This is a genomic window from Rhodococcus sp. G6(2025), assembly GCF_058628105.1.
In genome coordinates, this window is record NZ_CP179750.1 from 5396670 (window position 1) to 5415278 (window position 18609).

General features: G+C 67.0%; 21 protein-coding genes and 1 tRNA gene. 12 read left to right on the forward strand and 10 right to left on the reverse strand.

The window, feature by feature from the left end; translation table 11 throughout:
- Window positions 1-4: 4 nt before the first annotated feature.
- Window positions 5-886, forward strand: a complete 882-nt coding sequence (locus ACLIVD_RS24805) for an SURF1 family cytochrome oxidase biogenesis protein (protein ID WP_283336587.1) — start codon at window positions 5-7, stop codon at window positions 884-886.
- Here the strand turns inward: ACLIVD_RS24805 and ACLIVD_RS24810 are convergent.
- A complete protein-coding gene (locus ACLIVD_RS24810; RefSeq protein WP_283352598.1) occupies window positions 827-1810 on the reverse strand; it encodes a cobalamin biosynthesis protein in 984 nt (327 codons plus the stop codon). The two genes, ACLIVD_RS24805 and ACLIVD_RS24810, sit on opposite strands and share 60 nt — an antisense overlap.
- Window positions 1811-1859: 49 nt before the next feature.
- Here ACLIVD_RS24810 and ACLIVD_RS24815 point away from each other — a divergent pair, with 49 nt between their 5' ends.
- Both ACLIVD_RS24815 and ACLIVD_RS24820 read left to right on the forward strand, forming a co-directional pair.
- Complete coding sequence (locus tag ACLIVD_RS24815; RefSeq protein WP_280784845.1) at window positions 1860-2222, forward strand: DUF5655 domain-containing protein; 363 nt, start codon at window positions 1860-1862, stop codon at window positions 2220-2222.
- Between the two features lie 332 nt (window positions 2223-2554).
- Window positions 2555-2746 carry a hypothetical protein gene (locus ACLIVD_RS24820; protein WP_280784846.1) on the forward strand — a complete coding sequence of 64 codons (192 nt, stop codon included), beginning with the start codon at window positions 2555-2557 and terminating at the stop codon, window positions 2744-2746.
- Window positions 2747-2750: 4 nt separating this feature from the next.
- On the opposite strand, the gene ACLIVD_RS24825 is transcribed toward ACLIVD_RS24820, so the two are convergent.
- A complete protein-coding gene (locus tag ACLIVD_RS24825; protein WP_105422786.1) occupies window positions 2751-2948 on the reverse strand; it encodes a hypothetical protein in 198 nt (65 codons plus the stop codon).
- A gap of 135 nt (window positions 2949-3083) precedes the next feature.
- On the opposite strand from ACLIVD_RS24825, the gene ACLIVD_RS24830 reads away from it, so the two are divergent.
- Window positions 3084-3599 carry a GbsR/MarR family transcriptional regulator gene (locus ACLIVD_RS24830; protein ID WP_491930811.1) on the forward strand — a complete coding sequence of 172 codons (516 nt, stop codon included), beginning with the start codon at window positions 3084-3086 and terminating at the stop codon, window positions 3597-3599.
- Window positions 3592-3852, forward strand: coding sequence for a hypothetical protein (locus ACLIVD_RS24835; protein WP_283352601.1), 261 nt, complete (start codon window positions 3592-3594; stop codon window positions 3850-3852). The genes ACLIVD_RS24830 and ACLIVD_RS24835 overlap by 8 nt, the downstream gene beginning before the upstream one ends.
- Window positions 3853-3950: 98 nt before the next feature.
- Here the strand turns inward: ACLIVD_RS24835 and ACLIVD_RS24840 are convergent.
- The 4 genes from ACLIVD_RS24840 to ACLIVD_RS24855 all read right to left on the reverse strand — a co-directional run bounded on the left by ACLIVD_RS24840 (window position 3951) and on the right by ACLIVD_RS24855 (window position 5690).
- Window positions 3951-4022: transfer RNA gene (locus ACLIVD_RS24840), tRNA-Val, on the reverse strand.
- A gap of 32 nt (window positions 4023-4054) precedes the next feature.
- A complete protein-coding gene (locus ACLIVD_RS24845; RefSeq protein WP_005247827.1) occupies window positions 4055-4519 on the reverse strand; it encodes a peroxiredoxin in 465 nt (154 codons plus the stop codon).
- A gap of 40 nt (window positions 4520-4559) precedes the next feature.
- Window positions 4560-4985: a DUF3052 domain-containing protein gene (locus ACLIVD_RS24850; RefSeq protein WP_005247829.1), complete on the reverse strand. Its 426-nt coding sequence runs from the start codon at window positions 4983-4985 to the stop codon at window positions 4560-4562.
- A 168-nt stretch (window positions 4986-5153) separates the two neighbouring features.
- Complete coding sequence (locus ACLIVD_RS24855) at window positions 5154-5690, reverse strand: Rv2240c family protein (protein WP_491930812.1); 537 nt, start codon at window positions 5688-5690, stop codon at window positions 5154-5156.
- 224 nt (window positions 5691-5914) lie between these two features.
- Here ACLIVD_RS24855 and aceE point away from each other — a divergent pair, with 224 nt between their 5' ends.
- From aceE to ACLIVD_RS24885, 6 genes are all read left to right on the forward strand, one after another.
- Complete coding sequence (gene aceE / locus ACLIVD_RS24860; RefSeq protein ID WP_491930813.1) at window positions 5915-8770, forward strand: pyruvate dehydrogenase (acetyl-transferring), homodimeric type; 2856 nt, start codon at window positions 5915-5917, stop codon at window positions 8768-8770.
- Between the two features lie 74 nt (window positions 8771-8844).
- On the forward strand, window positions 8845-10116 hold the full coding sequence (locus ACLIVD_RS24865; protein ID WP_005261202.1) for a PucR family transcriptional regulator: 1272 nt from the start codon (window positions 8845-8847) through the stop codon (window positions 10114-10116).
- Window positions 10117-10243: 127 nt separating this feature from the next.
- Window positions 10244-11161, forward strand: a complete 918-nt coding sequence (locus tag ACLIVD_RS24870) for an ACP S-malonyltransferase (protein ID WP_280782461.1) — start codon at window positions 10244-10246, stop codon at window positions 11159-11161.
- Window positions 11162-11267: 106 nt separating this feature from the next.
- The gene (gene acpM / locus ACLIVD_RS24875; RefSeq protein ID WP_005247839.1) at window positions 11268-11579 is read left to right on the forward strand and encodes a meromycolate extension acyl carrier protein AcpM; all 312 of its coding nucleotides are present in this window, start codon (window positions 11268-11270) and stop codon (window positions 11577-11579) included.
- 8 nt (window positions 11580-11587) lie between these two features.
- A complete protein-coding gene (locus ACLIVD_RS24880; RefSeq protein ID WP_005247840.1) occupies window positions 11588-12838 on the forward strand; it encodes a KasA/KasB family beta-ketoacyl-ACP synthase in 1251 nt (416 codons plus the stop codon).
- A 94-nt stretch (window positions 12839-12932) separates the two neighbouring features.
- Complete coding sequence (locus tag ACLIVD_RS24885; protein WP_009473915.1) at window positions 12933-14366, forward strand: acyl-CoA carboxylase subunit beta; 1434 nt, start codon at window positions 12933-12935, stop codon at window positions 14364-14366.
- A gap of 72 nt (window positions 14367-14438) precedes the next feature.
- Here ACLIVD_RS24885 and ACLIVD_RS24890 read toward each other — a convergent pair whose 3' ends face one another.
- The 4 genes from ACLIVD_RS24890 to ACLIVD_RS24905 form a co-directional block, all read right to left on the reverse strand.
- Entirely contained in the window at window positions 14439-14948 is a 510-nt protein-coding gene (locus ACLIVD_RS24890; RefSeq protein ID WP_005247843.1) for a DUF3145 domain-containing protein, read from the reverse strand.
- 125 nt (window positions 14949-15073) lie between these two features.
- Window positions 15074-15892: a serine hydrolase domain-containing protein gene (locus ACLIVD_RS24895; RefSeq protein WP_280782459.1), complete on the reverse strand. Its 819-nt coding sequence runs from the start codon at window positions 15890-15892 to the stop codon at window positions 15074-15076.
- Window positions 15893-15937: 45 nt separating this feature from the next.
- Window positions 15938-17065 carry an NDMA-dependent alcohol dehydrogenase gene (locus ACLIVD_RS24900; RefSeq protein WP_005247847.1) on the reverse strand — a complete coding sequence of 376 codons (1128 nt, stop codon included), beginning with the start codon at window positions 17063-17065 and terminating at the stop codon, window positions 15938-15940.
- 110 nt (window positions 17066-17175) lie between these two features.
- Window positions 17176-17694, reverse strand: coding sequence for a DinB family protein (locus ACLIVD_RS24905; protein WP_280782458.1), 519 nt, complete (start codon window positions 17692-17694; stop codon window positions 17176-17178).
- 66 nt (window positions 17695-17760) lie between these two features.
- Between ACLIVD_RS24905 and ACLIVD_RS24910 the strand changes: the two genes are divergently transcribed.
- Window positions 17761-18594, forward strand: a complete 834-nt coding sequence (locus tag ACLIVD_RS24910) for an MBL fold metallo-hydrolase (RefSeq protein WP_491930814.1) — start codon at window positions 17761-17763, stop codon at window positions 18592-18594.
- Window positions 18595-18609: the final 15 nt, after the last annotated feature.

Consider the following 18609-nt stretch of genomic DNA (forward strand, 5'->3'; position numbering starts at 1 on the left):
AGGCGTGCGAAGGCTGAGATTTTTGTTGCGACCCGGCTGGTTGGTGTTGGCCTTGGTGGTCGCCGGATTCGCATTCATGTGTTTCTACGTGCTCGCGCCGTGGCAGCTCGGCAAGAACACGTCGACGGAGCACCGGAACCAGCTGATCGCCGACTCGGTCGACGCCGACCCCGTCCCGCTGGAGACCCTGCTGTCCGGCGCGGCCCCGAATCCGGACGACGAGTGGCGCCGCGTCACCGCGACCGGGTCCTACGTCCAGAACAGTGACCTGCTGGTCCGGTTGCGGTCTATCGAATCGCAGCCCGCGTACGAGGTCCTGACCCCGCTGCAACTGACCGACGGTCGCACGATCCTGGTCAACCGCGGCTACGTCCGCCCCCTCCAGGGAACCGAGCCGCCGCCGGTGGATCCGCCGCCGGCCGGGCAGGTGACGCTCGACGGTCGCGTCCGCAAGTCGGAGGGCACCATCGCAGGCAAGGATCCGATCGACGAGAACGGGCTCCGCCAGGTGTATTACATCGACGCGGGTCAGATCGGCGGTTTCATCGGCACCGATCTCGTCGACGCGTACGTACAACTCGAACCCGATCAGCCCGGCGGCCTCGGCACCATCCCGCTCCCCCAGCTCGACGCCGGCCCATACCTGTCGTACGGCTTGCAGTGGCTGGCGTTCGGCATCATGGCCCCGCTCGGCCTGGCCTACTTCATCCGCGCGGAGTGGCGCGAACGCCGCAAGGAGAAGTCCGCGAAGACCTCCGACGACTCCGCTGCGGCTCCCGCACCGGTGGCCCGGAAGAAGCCGTTCACCCGAAGCAGGCCGGTGGAGTCAGCGCCGCGGACGGCGGCGGAAGCGAAGCTGGCCGACCGCTACGGCAAGGGCCGCTGACACCAGCGCCGCACCCCCCTGCACCGCCGCGGACAGCCGCACCGCACGGTCGAGGTCGACAGGCAGGGGCGACGGCCCGGAGCCGAGGACGGGTCGCATCTCGACGCCGTGCGCGTATTCGGTGCGCCCGCCCAGTGAGATCCCGAGTGCGCCCGCCGCGCTGGCCTCCGCGACGCCCGCGTTGGGGCTGGGGTGCTGGGACGCGTCGCGTCGCCACGCCGCCCACGCCTCGTTCGGCGACCCGCCGACCGCCGGCGCGGCTACGACCGACAGCGCACCCGTCAGGCGGGCGGGCAGCAGGTTGAGGACGTCGTCCCACCGCGCCGCCGCCCATCCGAAGTTGCGGTACTTCGGCGAGCGGTACCCGACCATCGCGTCCAGGGTGTTGGACGCCCGGTAGACGAACAGTCCGGGAATTCCGGCCACGGCGCCCCACACGAATGCCCCGACCGCCGAGTCGGACGTGTTCTCGGCGACCGACTCCAGCGTCGCCCGCGTGAGCCCGTCGACGCCGAGCACGCTGGGGTCGCGACCGCACAGCGACGGCAGCAGGGCGCGGGCGGCGGCAAGATCGTCCGCCTCCAGGTGTGCGGCCATGCTCGATCCGGTCCGTCCCAGCGACGTCCCGCCGAGCACGGCCCATGTCGCGACGGCCGTTCCGGCTACCTCGCCTGGCCATCCCCCGCGCCGCGCGATCCGCGTCGCGGCGACCCCCAGCCCCGCCGCTCCGCCGACGAGGACGGCCACGTGCAGGATCCCGGCCGACCGGGAGTCACGGTACGTCGCCTTCTCCAATGCCATTGCGGTGCGTCCGAATCCGGCCACGGGATGCCACCGGGCCGGATCGGCGAACACGCGGTCGGCGGCGAAGCCGAGGAGCAGGCCTGCAGCACGCGCGGTGGCGGGACGGGAGGTTCGATGCACGCCGATATTTGTATCAACTAACGTTGCAGTCGATGTAAAGGAGCGTCCCATGAATGCCGCGATCGACGAGTACCTGGCAGGCAAGAACCCGGACGCCACCGAGCGCCTGCTGCAGTTCCGTGACCTCGTTCTCGCGTGCGGCGAGGTGGACGAACGGGTCCACCGGACCGAGATCGCGTGGGCTCGTGCCCGTGTCTTCGCTGCCGCGTTCATCTACTCGTCGCGGCTCGAGATCGCCCTCGACCTGCGTCGCCGCGTCCATCACCCGCAGCTCCGCGAGGCGTTTCCCACGACGAAGACGGTGATCACCCACCGTTTGACGATCACCTCCGACGATCAACTCGACGACACCCTGGCGGCGCTCCTCGCCGAGGCCTACGACACGGTGGGTCCGGGCACTCGCGCGCGCTAGCCGAGGGCACAATTGCGCGCCGATTCGCCGGAATCCCGCGCAACAGCGTGTGCGTCTCACCAATCCGTCGGCGGCTGCGAACGACGCACCCGTTCCGGTCGGCATGTCTGATTCCTGAAACTCTGCCGAGTATCTCGCCAAGCGCCCTTTATTGCGCCTACCATGGTAAATGCCGCCTCGTTCCCCCCATTCAGGGGCGGCGCACGGCCCCGCCCTGCTCACATCTTCGGTGCTGACTCAACACACCCACGTGGCCCGGCGGGGTTCTGCGCGTCCGGTGGAAATTCATGTGAGGCATTGGTTTCGCCGACTGCGCCTGGGACGATCGAGAGGTGTGCAGCGACCTGACGAAGCTCGGCGACGACGAACTGCTCGCCCAGCTGGATGAGCACCGAGCACTGCTCGGCGAGTCGATCGCGAACGACTACGGTTGCGAAACGGTCCGCGGAGTCACCAGCCGGATCACAGCGTACGAGGCCGAACTCGATCGCCGCGGCTCCGCGACCTCGCGCGACGCGACCTGACGCGCTACGTGCGGGACGTGCGACTCGTGGTGGGAGCGGACCAGACGCCGGTCACTTCCCCGCTCTCCTCGTAGCGGTCGATCTTCACGATGCCCGCCCCGGTCTCGGTGGGCCGGTGCGTCTCGTTGACGGCCTGGAAGTCTGATTCGAAGGTCTTGTCGCTCGACGTGCCGTTGCGCAGCGTCACCTTGTACCTGGGCATGTCAGGAATATGCCACTGCAGGCGAAGCCGCGGGCGATGAACAGGTTAACTCCACGAAACCTGTCACAGGACCGCAGCGGAACTGAAATAACACAAATCTGTGTCATGTCAGTCAGAACTGCTATTTTCGATACTGTGCCGTCCGACACACAGCTGATATTCGCCGACCACGTCGGCCGTTTCTACGCACGCCGATACGGATTCCCGCCGATGGCGGGACGGCTGCTGGGGTACCTGTTCGTCTGCGATCCGCCGCAGCAGACGATCGACGAACTGGGCGAGGCGTTGCTGGCGAGCCGGAGCGCCATCACCGGGGCGGTCAAGCTGCTCGAGGGCTATCGGATGGCGCGGCGAACCCGAGTGGCCGGCGAGCGGGTGGACCGGGTGAGCCTGGACCCGGCCAGTCAGCAACCGCAGAACTTCGATTCCGCCCTGCACCGGGAGCACGCGGCGCTGTTCCGGGAGGGATTGGCGTTGCTGGCCGACGCCCCACCCGAACGTCGCGCCCCGCTCGAAGAGATGGTCGCGCTGGCCGACTTCCTCAGCGAGCGACTTCCGGCGCTGCTGGACGAGTGGCACACGCATCGCGACGAGGTCCGGGATCGGCACACGAGGAAACTCGATCGAGAAGAGGATGTCCACCATGACTGAATTCGAACTGTCCGCCCTGCGCGAGCAGGCGGCCAACGGTGATTCGACCGCGCTCGACATCCTGATCGAGCTCGCCGGCGAGCGGGGTGACATGGACGAACTCCGCCGGCTCGCGGACAACGGCAGCTCCGACGCGGCCGACCAGCTCATCGAACTCGCCACGGAACTGGGCGACATGAACGAACTCCGCCGCCTCGCCGACAACGGCAACACCACCGCCGCCGAGCAGCTCATGGAGCTCACCGAGGAGTGAGACGAGGTGAGCGGCAGTCGAACGCGGACCACGGTCAACACCGACACGGAGAAAGCCCCGACCCGCGCGGAAACGCAGATCGGGGCCTTGCCTGACGGTGGGCGCGGAGGGTTTCGAACCCCCGACCGCTGGTGTGTAAAACCAGAGCTCTACCACTGAGCTACACGCCCGAACATCCGGCGAGAACCTCGCCGGATGCGCATCAGGACTCTAGCGTGGCGAGCGCTTTCTCCCAAGCTCCCTGGTCACGGGCCTCTCCGGGCCCGTTCATCTCGGCGAACCGGATGACGCCTTCCTTGTCGATGACGAAGGTGCCGCGGTTCGCGAAGCCCAGCTTCTCGTTGAAGACGCCGTACTGCTGCGCGACCGCACCGTGCGGCCAGAAGTCGGCGAGCAGCGGGAAGGTGTATCCCTGCTCGGCGGACCAGATCTTGTGTGTCGGCGACGCACCGACGGAGAGCGCGAGAATCGCAGTCTCGTCGTTCTCGAACTTCGGCAGTTCGTCGCGAACCTTGCAGAGTTCACCCTGACACGTTCCGGTGAACGCGAGGGGGTAGAACACGAGCAGGACGTTCTTCTTTCCGCGGTAATCGGAAAGCGTCACTTCCTGATTGTTCTGGTCCTTGAGGGTGAAATCGGGGGCGGTGGTGCCCACCTCGAGCGGCATGACGTGATCCTTCGGTGAGTGAACGAAAAGGTGAGACTGTTCAGCGCTTGTTCGCGGGACGCGACTTCGGCTGAACCAGACGGCTTCCCGACCAGTCCCCGAGGTTTGCCGCCGACGTCTGGGTGAGACCGGCTGTAGGTGCGGACTCGGCGATCTCGCTGGGCTCGACGTGACCGGGCTGACCGGTCTTGGGGGTGAGGACCCACACGAATCCCTCGTCGGCCAGGGGGCCGATGGCATCCATGAGGGCGTCGACGAGGTCTCCGTCTTCGTCGCGCCACCACAGCAGCACGACGTCGATCACCTCGTCGGAATCCTCGTCAAGCAGTTCTCCACCGATGGTGTCCTCGACCGCGGCACGCAGGTCGTCGTCGGTGTCCTCGTCCCAGCCCAGTTCCTGTACCGCCATGTCGGCAGTGATCCCGAGTTTCTGAGCGTAGTTTTGGGCGTCCGCCGCGGCGACCACGGTGGGGTCCTCCTTTTGTTGACGGTGCTCGGATACCCGAACACCTGCCGGATGAAGATCAATTAGGTGAAAGCGAACATGCTCGAGCGCTTTCGCGCAAGCCGACCACGCGAATTTTTCTCAGAAAGTAGTGATGCGTGGTCATCGACCGAGCCTACGGTGCGGGAGTCACGATGTGGGGCAGGCTGCCCGAATCGAGTCGCTGAGCTCGTCTCCACGGCTGGCGAGTGTGTTCAGAATGTCACCGCGTTGCCCGCCGTCGACGGCGATCGCAAGTTCCCGATAATTGTTCGCGTAATCGGTGAGCAGTCCGGTCAGCTCCGCGGGAAGCGCGGGCGTGGCGGCACTGGCCCCGTCGGCCGCCGCCCGGAGGGCTGCCGCCGCGGCGCTCGCCTTCGCACCGGTGTCCGCGGCCTCGGCGTTGGCGGCGTCGATGAAGGCGTTGTAGCTGTCGATGGTGTCGCCGGCGCGGTTCACGAACATCGTGCACTGCTCCACGAGCGCCTCCCGCTCGGCCGCGGCTTTCTGCGAGGACGACGCGGCCACCGACGAGGACGTCGCCTCTGCGGCGTACTCGGCGGCCTGAGAATCGTTTTGCTGCGCGGTCCCCTCGATCTCGCCGCCGCATCCGGCGATGACGCCCACACCGACGATCGCCGCGACGGCAGCGCTCGCGGGCCCCCAGCGGCGCGTCGACGTGCGCATTCGTCTCCCCCATGTTTTCGACGGCATCGATAAGTTCAACATTCGGCCCCGGAACTGCGCAAACGCTACCGAAGAGTAACCCGAGCACAGTGTGCCGACTGGGCCGCGATGGTGAAAGATGAGGGTCGCGCCATATTCATAAAGGAGATGGGTCGGGCCTAACAAGGCCGCGATCGCATGGAGAGGACGCCACACCGCGCGTCCCACCACAATGAGGAGCAACGTTGTCAGACCTGATCCAGGGACCCGCGTCTCAACCGGATTCCGCCACACCCGGCGCCGGAGCGGCCCAACCTTCCAACCCCAGTGCGACCCCGGGTTCCGACGGCCGCGTTCGCGTCATCCGTGAGGGTGTTGCGTCTTATCTGCCGGATATCGACCCGGACGAGACCACGGAGTGGTTGGAATCGTTCGACGGACTGTTGGACCGGTCCGGACCGACCCGTGCCCGGTATCTGATGTTGCGGATGCTCGAGCGGGCCGGGGAGAAGCACGTCGCGTTGCCGGCGTTGACGTCGACCGATTATGTGAACACCATCCCGACGGAGAACGAGCCGTGGTTCCCCGGCGACGAGGAGACCGAGCGCCGGTATCGGGCGTTCATCCGGTGGAACGCGGCGGTGATGGTGACCCGCGCGCAACGCCCCGGCGTCGGGGTCGGTGGCCACATTTCGACGTATGCGTCGTCGGCGGCCCTGTACGAGGTGGGGTTCAACCACTTCTTCCGCGGCAAGGACCATCCCGGGGGTGGGGATCAGATCTTCATCCAGGGCCACGCCTCGCCGGGCATCTACGCCCGCGCGTTCTTGGAGGGGCGGATCCCGGCGGAGCGGATGGACGGGTTCCGGCAGGAACACTCGCACGCCGATCAGGGCGGCGGGTTGCCGTCGTACCCGCACCCCCGGCTGCTGCCGGATTTCTGGGAGTTCCCGACCGTGTCGATGGGGTTGGGCCCGATGAACGCGATCTACCAGGCCCGGTTCAACCACTACCTGCACGACCGCGGCATCAAGGACACCTCCGATCAGCACGTGTGGGCGTTTTTGGGTGACGGGGAGATGGACGAACCCGAATCCCGCGGTCTGGCGCATGTGGCGGCCACCGAGGGTTTGGACAACCTGACGTTTGTGGTGAACTGCAACCTGCAGCGCCTCGACGGCCCGGTCCGCGGCAACGGCAAGATCATCCAGGAGTTGGAGTCGTTCTTCCGCGGCGCCGGCTGGAACGTGATCAAGGTGGTCTGGGGCCGCGAGTGGGACGCACTGCTGCACGCGGACCGGGACGGCGCCCTGGTCAACCTGATGAACGTCACCCCCGACGGTGACTACCAGACGTACAAGGCCAACGACGGCGGGTACGTGCGCGAGCACTTCTTCGGGCGGGATCCGCGGACGAAGGAACTGGTGAAGAACCTCTCGGATCGCGACATCTGGAACCTCAAGCGCGGCGGCCACGATTACCGCAAGATCTACGCCGCGTACGCGGCGGCGATGGCGCACAAGGGGCAGCCGACGGTGATCCTGGCGCACACCATCAAGGGCTACACCCTGGGCAAGCACTTCGAGGGCCGCAACGCCACCCACCAGATGAAGAAGCTGACCCTCGACGATCTGAAGAATTTCCGGGACCTGCAGCGCATCCCGATCTCCGACGAAGAGTTGGAGAAGGACCCGAAGATGCCGCCGTACTACCACCCCGGCCCCGATGCCCCGGAAATCCAGTACATGCTCGACCGCCGTAAGGCGTTGGGTGGGTTCCTGCCGCAGCGCCGCACCAGCCCGGCACCGTTGCCGCAGCCGGCGGACTCGACCTACGACGTGGTCCGCAAGGGCTCCGGCAAGCAGCAGGTCGCGACCACCATGGCGTTGGTGCGGATCATGAAGGAGCTGTTGCGGGACAAGGAGATCGGCAAGCGGATCGTCCCGATCATCCCGGACGAGGCCCGCACCTTCGGGATGGACTCCTGGTTCCCCTCTTTGAAGATCTACAACCGCAACGGGCAGCTGTACACCGCGGTGGATGCGGAGCTGATGCTCGCCTACAAGGAATCGGAGATCGGGCAGATCCTGCACGAGGGCATCAACGAGGCCGGCTCGACCGCCTCGTTCACCGCGGTCGGCACCTCCTATGCCACCCACGGTGAGCCGATGATCCCGCTGTACATCTTCTACTCGATGTTCGGGTTCCAACGCACCGGCGACGGCCTGTGGGCGGCGGCCGATCAGATGGCCCGCGGCTTCGTCCTCGGCGCCACCGCCGGCCGCACCACCCTCACCGGCGAAGGCCTCCAGCACGCCGACGGGCACTCGCTGCTGCTGGCCTCGACCAACCCGGCCGCCGTCGCCTACGACCCGGCGTTCTCCTACGAGATCGCGCACATCGTCAAGGACGGGCTGCGCCGGATGTACGGCGGCACCGACGGGGTGGACGGGTTCGGTGGCGAGGACATCTTCTACTACATCACCCTCTACAACGAGCCCTACTCCCAGCCCGCCGAACGCGCCGACCTCAACGTCGACGGCCTGCTCAAGGGCATGTACCTGTTCAAAAAGTCCGAGGCATCGGGCCCGAAGGCGCAGATCCTGGTCTCCGGAGTCACCATGCCCGAGGGCCTGCGGGCCCAGCAGCTGCTCGCCGACGAGTGGGGTGTGGCCGCCGACGTGTGGTCGGTCACCTCCTGGGGTGAACTGCGCCGCGACGGCATCGAACGGGAGAAGCAGGCCCTGCGCGACCCCGGCACCGACGCCCCGCTGCCCTACGTCACGCAGGCGTTGTCCGACGCCGCCGGCCCGTTCGTGGCGGCCTCGGACTGGATGCGCGCCGTCGCCGACCAGATCCGCCAGTGGGTCCCCGGCTCGTACACCACCCTCGGCACCGACGGGTTCGGCTTCTCCGACACCCGCCCCGCCGCCCGCCGGTACTTCAACGTCGACGCCGAATCCATCGTCGTCGCCGTGCTGTCCGCCCTCGCCGGCGAAGGCACCCTCGACCGCTCCAAGGCCGTCGAGGCCGCCAACCGGTACCGCATCGACGACGTCCGCGCCGCGGCCGTCTCGTACACGGACACCGGCAGCGCGTAACGCCGAGATCCTCCCCACCGCCGCCCGTGTGTCCGTCGGACTACACGGGCGGCGGTGGGCGTAGGTTCTTGACTATGGTCGAGCAGAGTCCGTTGGTCTCCCGCAGACGACAAACCCGGGATCCGTTGCCCGACGCACTGTTGCGTCGCGTCAAACAGTTCTCCGGTCGCCTCTCGACCGAGGCCGTCACGACGATGCAGGATCAACTGCCGTTCTTCGACGACCTCGATGCCGCTCAACGCTCCAACGTGCAGTTGCTGGTTCAGACGGCGGTCGTCAACTTCCTCGAGTGGCTCAAGAACCCGGACAGCGACATCCGGTTCAGCCTGGACGCGTTCCAGGTGATTCCGCAGGATCTCGCGCGCAGACTCACCCTCAGCCAGACGGTGGACATGGTCCGCGTGGCGATGGAGTTCTTCGAGCAGTGGCTCCCGGCGCTCGCCCGCAACGACCAGCAGCTGATCGCCCTCACCGAGGCCGTCCTCCGTTACGGCCGCGAACTGGGTTTCGCGGCCGCCTCGGTGTACGCGAGTGCCGCGGAGTCCCGCGGTGCGTGGGACACCCGGCTCGAGGCACTCGTGGTCGACGCCGTGGTCCGTGGTGACACGGGTTCGGACATGTTGTCGCGGGCGGCGACCCTCAACTGGGACGCCACCGCCCCCGCCACCGTCATCGTCGGCACTCCCCCCGAGGACGAACGGGTCTCCGTCGTCGGCACGGTCCACACCATCGCGCAGAAGCACGGTCGCGCCGCCCTCGCCGTGGTGCAGGGTTCGCGGCTCGTGATGGTCGTCAGCGGCGAACTCCAGGAGGGGTCGGGGCACTCGAGTTTCATGACCGACCTGCTCGGCAAGTTCTCGGACGAGCCGGTGATCATCGGGCCGACCACGCCGACGCTGGGTGCGGCGCACTTCAGTGCCGTCGAGGCGCTCGCCGCGATGCAGGCGGTCGCCGGCTGGCGGGGCGCCCCTCGGCCCGTTCACGCCGCCGAGTTGTTACCCGAGCGCGCACTGCTCGGGGACAACGCCGCGGTCACCGCTCTGAACGACCATCTGGTCGCGCCGCTGGCGGCCGCCGGAGGTGTTCTCACCGACACTTTGGACGCATATCTCGACTGTGGAGGTGCGGTTGAGACTTGTGCCCGGCAGCTGTTTGTTCATCCAAATACTGTGCGGTATCGACTCAAGAGAATCGCCGAAGTCACCGGTCGCGATCCGACGAATCCGCGGGATGCGTATGTACTCAGAGTGGCCGCCACGGTGGGTCGATTGACACATTCCCATAACGAACCCATATCACGTTTAACACCAGTCACACCCTTCCCATTCGGAGAAGCAGGGCTGTAACGAACGTCTGTCCAGATTCGATGCGAGGACCCCACGTGCAATTTTGTGGGAACCCAACAAATCCGCCGACAAAGGTTCATCCGCAACGACATCTCGCAGCACGGCGTTGACGGTGTTCTCTTGAAGAGTGATTTCGTTGCTCGCCCCGGGTCAGGGCTCTCAGACTCCCGGCATGCTCATCCCTTGGTTGGAGCTGCCGGGTTCTCATGACCGTGTCGCACTGTGGTCGAAGGCTGCCGGCCTCGACCTCGTCCGCCTCGGTACCACCGCGACCGCGGAGGAGATCACCGACACGTCGGTGACTCAGCCTCTCGTCGTGGCCGCCGCACTCCTCGCCTTCGAGGAACTCGACGCGCGTGGCCTGGTTCCCGCAGACACCATCGCGGCCGGGCACTCGGTCGGTGAACTCGCCGCGGCCGCGGTCGCCGGAGTCCTCTCCGCCGACGACGCCGTCGCCCTCGCCGCCGTCCGCGGCGCGGAGATGGCGAAGGCCTGCGCACTCGAACCGACCGGCATGTCCGCGGTCCTCGGGGGCGACGAGGCCGAGGTGCTCGCCCGCCTCGACGAACTGGGCCTCGAACCGGCCAACCGCAACGCGGCGGGACAGATCGTCGCGGCAGGTCTGCTGTCGGCGCTCGAGGAACTCGCGGCCAACCCGCCGGAGAAGGCGCGGGTTCGCGCTCTGCCCGTCGCAGGCGCGTTCCACACCCGGTTCATGGCTCCCGCGCAGGAGGCCGTCACCGTGGCTGCGTCCAAGATCACACCGGGTGAACCCACCCGCACTCTGCTCTCCAACGCCGACGGCGCACCGGTCGCATCCGGAGCCGACGCACTGACTAAACTGGCCGCGCAGGTAACCCGACCTGTGCGTTGGGACCTGTGTACCGCAAGCCTGCGGACCGCGCAGGTCTCCGCGATTGCGGAACTTCCACCAGCCGGAACCCTCGTCGGTATCGCCAAGCGTGAAATGCGCGGCACGCCGACTCTGGCACTCAAGACCCCGGGGGATATCTCCGCGCTAGCCGAACTGACAGAACTCGGCTAGTTTGCTGCGCGCACCTCGGTGCGTGCAGGGCCCGCAGGCGCGGCCGATGGGGACGTGCCTGCACAACTCCAGATACATCTACACCGAATCAGAAGGGAGCCACTCAGTGGCCGCCACCCAGGAAGACATCATCGCCGGACTCGCGGAGATCATCGAGGAGGTCACCGGTATTGAGCCGTCCGAGGTGACCATCGAAAAGTCTTTCGTCGACGACCTCGACATCGACTCCCTCTCCATGGTTGAGATCGCCGTCCAGACCGAGGACAAGTACGGCGTGAAGATCCCCGACGAGGATCTCGCCGGACTGCGCACCGTCGGTGACGCCGTGTCCTACATCCAGAAGCTCGAAGCAGAAGGTGGCGCCGACGCGGAGGCCGTGAAGGCGAAGCTCGAAGCTGCCAAGAACGACGAGGAGTGAGCTCAGCCGTGACTTCCGCCTCGACCAACGGGAAGCAGTTCCCCAACATCGTCGTCACCAGCCTCGCGGCCACGACGTCGATCGCTGGTGACGTGGATGCCACGTGGAAAGGCCTGTTGGCCGGCGAGAGCGGCATCGACACCATCCGGGAAGCCTTCGTCACGGAGAACGACCTTCCGGTGACGATCGGCGGCAAGCTCAAGGTGTCGCCCGACGAGTCGCTGTCCCGGGTCGAGATCCGCCGGATGAGCTTCGTCGAGCGGCTGGCGCTCGTCCTGGGCCGTCAGGTCTGGGAGAACGCCGGCAGCCCGGAGGTCGACAAGGATCGCCTCGGCGTCGTGATCGGCACCGGACTGGGCGGCGGCGAAGCTCTGATCGACGCCGTCGAGAAGATGAAGGCCGGTGGGTACCGCAAGGTGTCGCCGTTCGCCGTTCAGATGGTGATGCCCAACGGTCCGTCGGCCACCGTCGGACTCGAGCTCGGGGCCCGCGCCGGAGTGATCACTCCCGTGTCGGCCTGTTCCTCGGGTTCCGAGGCCATCGCCCATGCGTACCGCATGCTGGTGATGGGCGACGCGGACATCATCGTCGCCGGTGGTGTGGAGGGTTACCTCGACGCCGTGCCGATCGCGAGCTTCGCGATGATGCGCGCGCTGAGCACCCGCAACGACGATCCGAAGGCGGCTTCGCGGCCGTTCGACAAGGATCGTGACGGCTTCGTGTTCGGTGAGGCCGGAGCGATGATGGTCCTCGAAACCGAGGAGCACGCCAAGGCTCGCGGTGCCACCATCCACGCCCGTCTGCTGGGCGCGGGAATCACCTCCGACGGGTTCCACATCGTCGCTCCCGATCCTTCGGGTTCGGGCGCTGCGCGGGCCATGACGAGGGCGATCGAGACTGCCGGATTGACGAAGACGGACATCCAGCACATCAACGCGCACGCCACGGCCACGCCGATCGGTGACACGGCAGAGGCGAACGCCATCAAGGCTGCCGTCGGCAACCATGCTGCGGTGTACGCACCGAAGTCCGCGTTGGGGCACTCGATCGGCGCCGTCGGTGCGCTCGAGGCGGTGCTCACGGTCCTGAGTCTGCGTGACGGAGTCATTCCGCCCACGCTGAATCTCGAGAATCAGGATCCAGAGATCGACCTGGATGTCGTCAAGGGCGAAGCCCGTTACGGCGAGATCGATTTCGCGATCAACAACTCGTTTGGTTTCGGTGGGCACAATGTCGCGCTCGCCTTCGGCCGGGCCTGACAGCCGGTCCTGCTAGCTCGCGGGTGGAGACCCCTTCTCTGAAGGGGTCTCCACCCATCGACAGCCCACCCGGGCCCGCCACAAGGAGGACGCGATGACAATCTTGGCACCCGCGACTAAGTCCGATGCGTCGATCGATCCGCGCGATCCCCTTGCGCGCCTGGAGAAGCTGTTCGACGCCGGGACGGTCGTCCCCCTCCATCCGCGTGACAAGTCCGGTGTGCTGGCGGCGTCCGGCAACATCGACGGTGTCCGCACCATCGCATACTGCTCCGATGCCACCGTCATGGGCGGCGCCATGGGCGTCGAAGGCTGCAAGCACATCGTGACGGCGATCGACACCGCCCTCGAGGAAGACGCCCCGATCGTGGGTCTCTGGCACTCGGGTGGCGCGCGTCTCGCCGAGGGCGTCGAGGCCCTGCACGCCGTCGGACTGGTCTTCGAGGCCATGGTCCGCGCGTCCGGCCGCGTCCCACAGATTTCCGTCGTCCTCGGCTTCGCGGCCGGCGGTGCGGCGTACGGTCCTGCGCTGACCGACATCGTCATCATGGCGCCCGAGGCCCGCGTCTTCGTCACCGGACCGGACGTGGTCCGCAGTGTCACCGGTGAGCAGGTCGACATGGTGTCCCTCGGCGGTCCCGACACGCACACGAAGAAGTCGGGTGTCGCGCACATCGCCGCCCACGACGAGGGCGACGCCCTGCACCGGGCACGCCGCCTGGTGTCGATGTTCTGCGAACAGGGCGAGTTCGATCAGGCCGCGGCCGCGCACGGCGACACCGATCTCCGCGCGCTCATGCCCGAGTCGGCGAAGCGCGCCTACGACGTCCGCCCGATCGTTCACGAACTTCTCGACAACGTCGAGGGCGAGTCGAGTTTCGAGGAACTGCAGGGCAATTACGCCCGCAGCATCGTCACCGGTCTCGGACGCCTCGGCGGTCGCACCGTCGGTGTCATCGCCAACAACCCGCTCCGCCTGGGTGGCTGCCTGAACTCGGAGAGCGCCGAGAAGTCGGCTCGTTTCGTCCGGCTGTGCAACGCATTCGGCATCCCGCTCGTGGTGGTCGTGGACGTGCCCGGCTACCTCCCCGGTGTGAGCATGGAATGGGAAGGCGTCGTGCGTCGCGGCGCCAAGCTGCTCCACGCGTTCGCCGAAGCGACCGTTCCCCGCGTGACGGTCGTGACCCGCAAGATCTACGGCGGTGCCTACATCGCCATGAACTCCCGCGCGCTCGGCGCCACCGCCGTCTACGCGTGGCCCGATGCCGAGGTCGCCGTCATGGGCGCCAAGGCCGCTGTCGGCATCCTGCACAAGCGCGCCCTGGCCGCAGCGCCGGAAGACGAGCGTGAGGCCCTGCACGAGCGTCTGGCCGTCGAGCACGAGAGCATCGCCGGTGGCGTCGACCGCGCCGTCGCGATCGGTGTGGTGGACGAAGAGATCGACCCTGCCAAGACGCGCAGTGTCGTCACCGCCGCCCTCGCCGCCGCTCCCTCCAGCCGCGGCGACCACAAGAACATCCCGCTGTGATCTGAGCTCTGGTCGAGAGAAGGCCCCCGCCGTTGTTGTGGCGGGGGCCTTTTCGCGTCTGTGAGCGGGGTGTCAGCCGACGTCGCGGCGCAACCAGGTGACCTCGGCGCCTTCTCCGCCGCTGCGGAACGGCTCGAGAGCCTCGTCCCACGCGGTTCCGAGTGCGTAGTCCAGTTCGGCGGCGATGTCGCCGCCCGCTTGCATCAGTGCCCGTAGCCGCATCTCCCCCACGACGACATCGCCGTTTGCGCTGGTGGAGCCGTGCCACAGACCCATGCCTGGCACGTGGCTGTACCGTTCGCCGTCCACGCCCTCACTGGCGTCCTCGGTGACCTCGAAGCGCAGCATCGGCCAGGCGCGGAGCGCGTTGACCAGCCGTGAGGCGGTGCCGACAGGCCCCACCCAGCTGGTGGTCGCGCGCAGAACGCCGTTGGAGGCCGGCTGCGAGGTCCATTTCAGGTTGGCTCGGCAGTCGAGGGTCGCGGTCAACGCCCATTCGATATGGGGGCACAACGCGGCGGGCGACGAGTGGATGTAGACAACACCAGCCGTCGCGTCCGCGAACTGATTCAATGCGCGCACTCGAGCCTCCTGCTTCGACGAGGGACGTCTTCCCCAACGGCCTCAGTCGGTGTGTGCAGCGGGCTCGGTTGACCAGTGTGCCTTGTGATGCCTGTGTTGCGCCAGTGATTCGAGCAATCGGTGTGTCATCGTCTTCTGCGTTCCGAGAGGATACCGTCGCTCAGCTCGGTCCACAGGGGCTTGGCCCAGTCGCCGAAATCCCGGTCCGTCAATGCGACGCACGCCAGTCCGGCGGCCGGATCGACCCACAGGAAGGTGCCGGACTGCCCGAAGTGGCCGAACGTCCGCGGCGAGTTGCCGGTGCCCGTCCAGTGCGGGCTCTTGCCCGAACGAATCTCGAATCCCAGACCCCAGTCGTTGGGCCGCTGTGAGCCGTATCCGGGCAGGATTCCGTCCAGCCCGGGAAACTGCACGGAGGTGGCGTCCGCGAACGTCTGAGGCGAAATGAGGGCCGGGCGGAACAGTTCTGCTGCGAACCGGCCGAGATCGCCCGCCGACGCCTGCGCTCCGTGGCCGGCGGGCCCGACGAGCGCGGACGCGCTCATGAACAGTGGGGCGAAGACGGATTCCGCGACGTAGTCGGCGAAATCGATCGACGTCTCGGCGGTGAGGAAGTCGGCGAGCACCTCGTAGCCGGCGCTCGAGTAGATCCGCTTGCGCTCCGGTGCCGTCTGTACCCGGTTCGCATCGAACGCGAGACCCGACGCGTGCGCCAGCAGGTGACGCACGGTCGAGCCCTCCGGGCCCGCGGGCTGGTCGAGTTCGACGGCCCCCTCCTCGGTGGCCACCAGGACTGCGTACGCGCAGAGCAGTTTGGTCACCGAGGCCAGGGGGAAGACGCGCTGCTGGTCGCCGTACTCGCCGATCACCCCTTCGTCGTGCGACAGGACCACCGCCGCAGCGTTGTCCACGGGCCATCGGGCAATCTGATCGAGACTCTGCACCCGGTCAGCCTACGAGAGCGGCCCGCGGTCGGCTGCGGCGAGCCGTCACCAGTCGGCTTCGGTGTACCGGATGACGCCGCGAATGTTCTTGCCGTCGAGCATGTCCTGATACCCGTCGTTGACACCTTCGAGGGTGTAGGTGCGGGTGATCATGTCGTCGAGGTTCAGCTGCCCCGACTTGTACATGGCCAGCAGGTTCGGGATCTCGACCCGGGCGTTTCCGCCGCCGAAGATGGTGCCCTTCAGGTCCTTCTGCAGCATCGAGAAGAGGAACAGGTTCAGCTTGACGTCCATGTCGGTCATCGCACCCATGGCCGTGACGACGCACGTGCCGAACTTGCTGGTGAGCAACAGTGCTTCCTCGACGTATTCGCCGTGCATCTCCCCGACCGTGATGATCGTCTTCTGCGCCATCAACCCGTTGGTGAGCGCGATGATCGGCTCGATTGCGGCCGCGGCACTCTCGAACGCGTGGGTGGCCCCGAACTTCAGTGCCTGTTCCCGCTTCCACGGCACCGGGTCGATGGCGAAGATCTGACGAGCCCCGGACGCCACCGCGCCCTGCAGTGCGCTCATGCCGACGCCGCCGACCCCCATGATGACGACGGATTCGCCCGGCTTCACCTCCGCCATCCGCGTCGCCGAACCCCAGCCGGTGGGTACGCCGCAGCCGACGAGGGCGGCGACGTCGAACGGAATGTCCTTGTCGATCTTCACGACCGACGTCTCGTGCACGACCATGTAGGGCGAGAACGTCCCGAGGAGACACATCGGGATGACGTTTTCGCCGCGCGCGTGGATGCGGAAGGTGCCGTCGCTGATCGCCAGCCCGCTCAGGAGTCCCATTCCGAGGTCACAGAGATTCTGGTGTCCGGCCGAGCACGCCGGACAGCGTCCGCAGGCGGGCACGAACGAGAGCACGACGTGGTCGCCGACCTCGAGGTCCTTCACCTCCGGCCCCAACTTGGTGATGACGCCGGACCCTTCGTGACCGCCCATCACCGGGAAGGACGCCATCGGCATCGAACCGGTGACGATGTGGTGGTCGGAGTGGCACATTCCGGCGGCTTCCATGCGAATCTGCACCTCGCCCGCAACCGGATCACCGATCTCGATCTCCTCGACCGACCACGGCTCGTTCAGGCCCCACAGGATCGCACCCTTGGTCTTCATGTGACTTCCAACCCTTCATTCATGTCTGCGCATCTGCTGATGTGACGATAGACACAAACGGTCCGAATTGGAACACGTTCTACCGAATCGGGTCCGGCAATCCGAAACTGTTACCCCGACACGTCGTGGAGATGGTGGATCGGATCGTGGACGAAGTACTTGGCCAGCGACTCCACCGTGAACGATGCGCCGTCGCTCCGCCGCCCGGTCCGCACCCGGAATTCCGGCGCGACGGCCTCGAAGGCGTCCGCCACCGCCGCACCGGCCGCACGCAGCTCGGCGTCCACGACGGCCGGATCCTGCTCGTTGTAGCGCTCGGCGACCGCGGTCTCGTCCTGATCCCAGTTCGGGAACAGTGGATCCGTCTCGTCGAGCACGATCCGGAGCCGGACGTCGAAGATCCGGAACACGTCGCGAACGTGTGCGGCATACTCGAGCGCCGACCACGTCTGCTCGTCCGGCCGGACCCTCACATCGGGGCGGGTGAGGACCGGCGACCATGCCTCCGCGTTCGCCCGGACCAGCGCCGGAATGTCCTCGTACCGGGTTGCCGCCGAGTCGAACCCGCAGTCGGGGCACGCCCGGTCGAGGACCCAGGTCCAGTTCTTCGTGTCGGGAGTGATCGCCATGGCGGTCATCGTAGAACGGCCACAGGGCCCGCCGTGCGAATGCCGCCCACCGGTACGGTCGCGAGCATGCACGCCACCTTCCTCGGTGTTTCCACGATCCTGTTGTCCGACGGCAAGACGTCGCTGATGACGGACGGGTTCTTCTCCAGGCCGCCGCTCCTGCGCTCGGTACTCCGGCCGCTGCGCCCCGACGGTGCCGCCGTCGACCGGGCCCTCACGCGAACTCGAACCGACCGCCTCGCCGCCGTCCTCGTCGCGCACTCGCACTACGACCACGCGATGGACTCCCCCACGGTTGCGGAGCGCACCGGTGCGGAACTCGTCGGTTCGCCGTCGACGCGTCACATCGCCGAGGGTTACGGGTTCGCGATGGACCGGTTCCGGACGATCCAGGTGCGAACTCCCGTGAGGTACGGCGCATTCGAGGTGACGGCTCTACCCGCCGAGCACAGCCCCCGGGCGAAGTTCCCGGGCACGATCGAACACGCGGTGCACCCACCGGCATCGATCGGCGAATACGCGCAGGGCGAATGCTTCTCGTTCCATTTCGCGCACCCCGACGGCCGCGTCCTCGTCCACGCCAGTGCGAACTTCGTTCCCGGCGCGCTCGACGGATACGACGCCGACACCGTCTATCTCGGCATCGGCACACTCGGCAAGCAGTCCGACCGCTTCCGCCGCGACTACTGGGACGCACTCGTGACCCGGACCGGCGCACGGCGGGTGATCCCGATCCACTGGGACAACTTCTGGAAGCCACTCGACCGGCCGCTGACACCGCTCCCCCGCTTCGCCGACAACTTCCGGCGGTCCCTGCGGTTTCTCACCGAGAGAGGCCTGGCCGAAGGTGTCGACGTGCAACTCCCGGTTGCCTGGGAACGAGTCGATCCGCTGGCCTAGTCCGGGCTTCGCTCG

What these genes read in the sequence shown, in the direction of transcription:
- ACLIVD_RS24815 (WP_280784845.1), top strand. Translation starts at nt 1,860, where the DNA reads ATGAATGCCGCGATCGACGAGTACCTGGCAGGCAAGAACCCGGACGCC.
- ACLIVD_RS24825 (WP_105422786.1), bottom strand. Translation starts at nt 2,948, where the DNA reads ATGCCCAGGTACAAGGTGACGCTGCGCAACGGCACGTCGAGCGACAAG.
- ACLIVD_RS24835 (WP_283352601.1), top strand. Translation starts at nt 3,592, where the DNA reads ATGACTGAATTCGAACTGTCCGCCCTGCGCGAGCAGGCGGCCAACGGT.
- ACLIVD_RS24845 (WP_005247827.1), bottom strand. Translation starts at nt 4,519, where the DNA reads ATGCCGCTCGAGGTGGGCACCACCGCCCCCGATTTCACCCTCAAGGAC.
- ACLIVD_RS24855 (WP_491930812.1), bottom strand. Translation starts at nt 5,690, where the DNA reads ATGCGCACGTCGACGCGCCGCTGGGGGCCCGCGAGCGCTGCCGTCGCG.
- ACLIVD_RS24865 (WP_005261202.1), top strand. Translation starts at nt 8,845, where the DNA reads ATGGTCGAGCAGAGTCCGTTGGTCTCCCGCAGACGACAAACCCGGGAT.
- ACLIVD_RS24885 (WP_009473915.1), top strand. Translation starts at nt 12,933, where the DNA reads ATGACAATCTTGGCACCCGCGACTAAGTCCGATGCGTCGATCGATCCG.
- ACLIVD_RS24900 (WP_005247847.1), bottom strand. Translation starts at nt 17,065, where the DNA reads ATGAAGACCAAGGGTGCGATCCTGTGGGGCCTGAACGAGCCGTGGTCG.
- ACLIVD_RS24905 (WP_280782458.1), bottom strand. Translation starts at nt 17,694, where the DNA reads ATGGCGATCACTCCCGACACGAAGAACTGGACCTGGGTCCTCGACCGG.
- ACLIVD_RS24910 (WP_491930814.1), top strand. Translation starts at nt 17,761, where the DNA reads ATGCACGCCACCTTCCTCGGTGTTTCCACGATCCTGTTGTCCGACGGC.